Annotated in this window: 4 protein-coding genes and 3 pseudogenes; all 7 read right to left on the bottom strand. The window is 42.9% G+C overall.

Annotation, left to right across the window (positions count from 1 at the left end):
- Positions 1–204 (bottom strand): annotated as a pseudogene (locus tag AC0TOY_RS00090) (RHS repeat domain-containing protein); the annotation flags it as partial.
- Positions 205–334: 130 nt separating this feature from the next.
- Positions 335–532 (bottom strand): hypothetical protein, encoded by a 198-nt coding sequence (locus AC0TOY_RS00085; RefSeq protein WP_023292191.1) that lies wholly within the window; start codon positions 530–532, stop codon positions 335–337.
- 72 nt (positions 533–604) lie between these two features.
- Complete coding sequence (locus AC0TOY_RS00080; RefSeq protein ID WP_350310066.1) at positions 605–721, bottom strand: hypothetical protein; 117 nt, start codon at positions 719–721, stop codon at positions 605–607.
- A gap of 83 nt (positions 722–804) precedes the next feature.
- Positions 805–1,149, bottom strand: a complete 345-nt coding sequence (locus tag AC0TOY_RS00075) for a hypothetical protein (RefSeq protein ID WP_473721376.1) — start codon at positions 1,147–1,149, stop codon at positions 805–807.
- 349 nt (positions 1,150–1,498) lie between these two features.
- A pseudogene (locus AC0TOY_RS00070) lies at positions 1,499–1,690 on the bottom strand (DUF6386 family protein); the annotation flags it as partial.
- Positions 1,691–1,731: 41 nt separating this feature from the next.
- Positions 1,732–2,202 carry an Imm26 family immunity protein gene (locus AC0TOY_RS00065; protein ID WP_024907041.1) on the bottom strand — a complete coding sequence of 157 codons (471 nt, stop codon included), beginning with the start codon at positions 2,200–2,202 and terminating at the stop codon, positions 1,732–1,734.
- 154 nt (positions 2,203–2,356) lie between these two features.
- Positions 2,357–3,020: pseudogene (locus tag AC0TOY_RS00060) on the bottom strand (RHS repeat domain-containing protein); the annotation flags it as partial.

Here is a 3,020-nt window from a genome sequence, read left to right as displayed (position 1 = left end):
AGCGCCACTGCTCCTGACCGGGCAGCGAGCCGTCCTGAGCGAGCAGGCCCCGGCGCTGTCGTACTGCCAGCGGTTCCAGTTAAACGGGTTATCGTCCCGTTCTTCCCGCACCAGGTTATTGCGATAATCGTACTCCAGGCGGCGGGACCAGCGGCGCGGCGACGGGCGCTGGGCATTGCCGGTAAAGTTGTCCCATCGATAAAGATTACATCGTTAAAGATGGCGACGTAATGAACTTCTTGTTTAACGTTTGATTTGTTTTGAATGAAAAAAAACCAAGCTTTGGGATGGTTTTTTTCAATATGGGGGACTCATTGCGCCCCCCGAATACTACTTATAATTGAAGTGGTTTATAACTTATAATTTTATCCGCAATTTCTTCTGCGCTAAGTTCTTCATAATAAATATAATTAGCTGCCTGAGGATCTGCGACACTTCTACAAAGGAGGTCGATGTCATTATCAGCTTCTTCTTCTGTCCCTTCGCTGTGTTGGATTTTCCTTATTAGTTCGATAAGCACTTGTCTTTGCATATTAGACCTCAAAAATGATAAGCACGATCTAGAATGTCAAGGTGATATTTTGTTGTAACGATTACTTGATTATCAATCATCATAAATACCGCCTCCATGTTGGATAGGGGTTCTCTGGTGTAGGACATAAGATCTATTTTTCCCGCTCCACTGTGTATCATGCACTATTGGAGCTTTTCCGCCCCGCATTCCAGAAACGACAGAGCGTGGGCTTTTGTCAAGGCATTTCGAATTGGTTGCTTAATTAAGCGAACTGCTCATCATTATTAAAATCATGTTCTATATGTGTCATTTTCCCTATAATAATTCACCTCATCGATAAACCATTTATTCCCATGACCTCCACTATTTTTATTCTTCACCATATAGTTCAAAGAACTGACTAACATCCATCCTTTCAAAGAAAAAGTTTCTACTGCTAAGGGCATTTCCAGACCCTCTTCATCAAGGTATATTTCGTCATCCTCCAAACTTTGGATATAACCCCAAGAAATATAAAAGAAGTGAGTATCTTCAGGCCGTGCTTCCCATGTGTTTATATTAGTATAAATCCATTCACCCGGCTCTAACTGAGAAAGACTTGCTATTAATTCATCTATAGATGTATATGTATTCATTATACCCTCACAATTATCTGCATCGAGCCCCCCCAAGTTTTTCTTCCACCATATCCTTTCGGGTCATAATCCAGATGCCTTGAGTTATGATCTGGCCAATCAACCAATTGTAACAACCCACCAACTCGCTCATGATGATGCCAAGTTGTTTCCCAACCAGAACCTGTTGGAGCTGTTCTTAGGAGCGCGCCACGCTTACCTGGTGAAACCTTTTCAAATATGCCCGGGAATTTTTCCTCAAGGGAAGCTCTATATGATGGGTCATTATTCATTTTATAATATAATTGTCTGTTCGCTTTCTGGAAGTGTTTTCCGTCACTCATTCTAAACATGTTTTTAGGTAAGTTTTTTTAATATTGACTTTATAGGCGCCATCATCCCCAAGATTGAGAAATAATACATTCCCTTTATTTACCTCTTCTACTTCATCTTCTGGAAGACTCCACCAATCTACGTCTCCATTTATTCTATGCTTTAATGATATCAAATCATAAATAACTAAAGTGGTAGTATCTGTTTGTATGCTTATGATTTTTCTCATTGCGTAAGCAAAGGCCGGAAATACCTCCCCGGTCTAGCCTATTAGTTAACAAAGCTTTCTATAGATTTTATAATGCTTTTATAGAATTGAATCGACTCTTCACCGACTGGTATATTCTCAGTCGGCGATTCAATTGGCACTCCATGCTGATCATATATTTTATTTCTGACAGGATTTTTAAAATAATGCTGTGGTAAAATATCCACTTCGCTCGTTTCGATAGTTTTAAACGTTACGAAAGAACCGTTTTTCCAACATGAATTATCAGTAATAATTGGTGGCAATAGCAAATTATCTTTTGCCAATACAGCATCTTCTTGAAGCGAAGATGTAAAATAGTCATATATATATATAACTATAGTATTTTTGAATGGGCCGACATCTATTTTACCCAGGGCGACCATACCATAGCCTAATCGATCATCATTTAACTGGAAGTAAAAAACATCGCCTTCTTTTGGCCACTTTTTTTGCTTTTCATTTCCTGACACTACTGTAAGTCTGTCGGCCATTTTACATTAACCCCATTGTTTTTAAGCCAGTTTCCACCCCACAAAACAGCATCCGAGTATAACTTTCTTGTAGGACTTATGCTATTGATAGAATTTTCAAAATGGGAATTATTGTGAATAACTGCTTATTCTATGCTCCGTGCATGACCGCGATTTAGCCTTCTTCAGTGATTCTAAATCCTAAATACACATGGGTATTATTCCCACCTTTTGCCTTTCTTTTAATCCAGTCAGCAAATGACATGTTTCTCACTGACCGTTTAGGGCTTCCATTTTTGCAAGCGGTTAAACCTATAGGATCCCCCCAGCGCATTCGGCGCATACTGGTAAAGATTTATCCCCCCGCCAGCCCTATCGGGTCCTAATGCGTAAACCGTCCGCAGTCCGGGTCGTAATACCTGAACAGATTGTCGTGCAACTCTCTCACAATGCAGGTGTTGCCCCTGCATCCGCTCGTTCTGGGAATATCCTGATCCCTGCGTCTCGCTCTCCCGCAGCAGCTTGCCCCAGGCGGTGTTCGCCGTCGTACCGGTAGTGCCAGCGGATCTGGCCGTTATCCTTCTCTACGGTACGGCCGTGGATGTCATAACGCCACTGAATACCGTTCAGTTGCGTGACCCGGTTATGGGCAGTCTTCTTTCCAGCGCCCTCTAACGGGTTACCAGCCGCATCCCAGTGCCACTGCTCCTGACCGGGCAGCGAGCCGTCCTGAGCGAGCAGGCCCCGGCGCTGTCGTACTGCCAGCGGTTCCAGTTAAACGGGTTATCGTCCCGTTCTTCCCGCACCAGGTTATTGCGATAATCGTACTCCAGGCGCCG

The organism is Enterobacter sp. PL_is379 (assembly GCF_055817355.1).
The sequence above is the reverse complement of the archived record's forward strand: the minus strand, read 5'-3'. Positions and strand labels throughout refer to the sequence as shown.